Origin of the sequence: Kineococcus glutinatus, assembly GCF_039542765.1 — a bacterium.
Classification (GTDB): Bacteria; Actinomycetota; Actinomycetes; order Actinomycetales; family Kineococcaceae; genus Kineococcus_A; species Kineococcus_A glutinatus.
This window is the reverse complement of sequence record NZ_BAABIL010000694.1, coordinates 1-2,169: the sequence shown is the minus strand read 5'-3', so window position 1 is coordinate 2,169 and position 2,169 is coordinate 1. Positions and strand designations below refer to the sequence as shown.

The 2,169-nt window shown below is 70.4% G+C and carries 2 protein-coding genes and 1 pseudogene; all 3 read right to left on the bottom strand.

The window, feature by feature from the left end:
• Positions 1–461: pseudogene (locus ABEB16_RS20270) on the bottom strand (alpha-galactosidase); the annotation flags it as partial.
• Positions 458–1,369: a carbohydrate ABC transporter permease gene (locus tag ABEB16_RS20265; protein WP_345714003.1), complete on the bottom strand. Its 912-nt coding sequence runs from the start codon at positions 1,367–1,369 to the stop codon at positions 458–460. The gene ABEB16_RS20265 and the pseudogene ABEB16_RS20270, both read right to left, overlap by 4 nt.
• Positions 1,366–2,169, bottom strand: an 804-nt coding sequence (locus tag ABEB16_RS20260) for a carbohydrate ABC transporter permease (RefSeq protein ID WP_345714002.1), incomplete at its 5' end; no start/stop codon positions are given. The genes ABEB16_RS20265 and ABEB16_RS20260, both read right to left, overlap by 4 nt.

Below are 2,169 nucleotides of genomic sequence, written 5' to 3'. Positions count from 1 at the left end.
CGACGGCACCGCCGGCGGGGCGGGCGCGCTGCAGTCCCTGGTGTCCCGGTTGCGCCGTGCGGGTCCAGGGCGAGGCGCAGCCGCAGCGCCAGCCCGGCGCGGGCGTCGTCGGCCTCGACGAGCACCACCTGCGCGCCGTCCTCCTCGCGCTGCTCGATCCGGCGGCGCTCCCAGCGGGGCACCGCGTGTGCGCCGGCGCGCGAGCCCGCGACGCCCGGGGTGCCGGACCAGCCGTCGCGCTGGGTCGCCAGCAGCGGCAGCCGGGCGGGGGCGTCGAAGGAGCTGTGCGCGACGGCGGGCACCGCGGTGAGCGCCAGCGCGTCCAGCCCGTCGTCGCCGAGGTCGCCGAGGTCGGCGCCGAGGTGCAGGACGGCGGGCAGCCCGTCGCCGGCGGCGGCGAGGACGAGGTCGGTGCCGGCCGCGGACAGGCGCAGGACCGCACCGGTGGTGTCGCGCGTCATCCCTTGGTGGCTCCCAGCGTGAGGCCGGAGACGAACTGCTTCTGCAGGGCGAAGAACACCACGAGCGTCGGGATCGCCACGAGCATCGAGCCCGCCGACAGGAGGTTGTAGTCGGTGAAGAACTCGCCCTTGAGGTTGTTCAGGGCGCTGGTCATCGGGAACTTGTCGCCGGACTGCAGCAGCACGGTGGCCCAGAAGAACTCGTTGTAGATCCAGGTCACCTCCAGCACGCCGAGGGCGGCCAGCGCGGGCCGGCACAGCGGCATGGTGATCTGCCAGTACTGCCGCCAGATGCTGAGGCCGTCGACCTGGGCCGCCTCGTAGAGCTCGTGCGGCAAGGTCTTCATGTAGTTGCTGAGCACGAAGGTGCAGAAGCCGGTCTGGAAGGCGACGTTGACCGCCACGACGGCGAAGTGGGTGTTGAGCAGCGACGGGGAGTCGCTGAGCCAGATCGGCAGCTCGACCGCCCGGAAGAGGCGGTAGAGGGGGATGAGCAGCGCCTGCTGGGGCAGCAGGTTCGCCGCGGTGAACAGCCCGAGCAGCGCCAGGTTGAGCTTGAAGCTGAACCGCGCCAGGACGAAGCCCACCGAGGAGGCCAGCAGCAGCGCCAGCAGGACCGAGGGCACGGTGATGTAGACGGAGTTGAGGAAGTAGCGGGCCATGTCGCCCTGGGTCCAGGCCCGGCTGAAGTTGTCCAGCGTGAAGCCGCCGAAGGACGCGTACCCGTGGGTCGTCGTGTAGGCGTAGTCGCGGAACGAGTTGAACAGCCCCCACAGCAGGGGGAACACCCACGCCACGGAGATCGCGACCAGGAAGGCGTGCGCGGCCACGGTGCCCGGGCGCACGCCGCCCCGCGGGGCGGGCCCCGGCGCGACCCGCCGGGGCCGGACGGCGGCGGGGGCGCTCATCGGTCCTCCTCGCGGAACACGGTGTACAGGTAGGCGGAGATGAACACCAGCGAGATGACCAGCATGATCGTGGCGAGGGCGGAGCCGAAGCCGATGCGGCTGGCCTCGCCGACGATGTTCTGGGTGACGAGGGCCCCGATGAGCTCCAGGCCGTTGGTGCCGCGGTTGATGATCCACACCAGGTCGAAGGCGCGCAGCGACTCGATGACCGTCACCACGAGCACGATGACGTTGATGGGCCGCATGACGGGGAACACGATCCGGAAGAACGTCTGCACCGGCCCGGCGCCGTCCACCTGCGCGGCCTCCTTGAGCGCGCCGTCGACGCCCTTCAGGCCGGCCAGGTACAGCAGCATGATGTAGCCGACGTGGCGCCAGGAGGAGGCCACCAGGGCCGCCCAGATGTTGACGTCCGGGTCGCCGTACCAGTCGACCGTGGTGCCGAACACGGCGTTGATGAGGCCCTGGTCCCGGGAGTACATGAGCTGCCAGATGAAGCCGACGAGCGCCAGGGACAGCACGACGGGCAGGTACAGCGCCGTCTGGTAGATCCGGCTGCCCTTCAGCTCCTTGTCCAGCAGCACCGCGAGCAGGACGCCCAGGGGCGTGGCCACGCAGAACATGACGACCAGCCACAGCAGGTTGTGCTCCATCGCCGGCTCGAACGGCGGGTAGATGGTGAACACGTCGACGTAGTTCTTGGTGCCGATCCACTCGATGGCGGACAGCCCGCCGATGCCGTCCCAGCGGGTGAACGACAGCAGGACGGAAGCGATCGCCGGCAGCCAGACGAGGCCGAC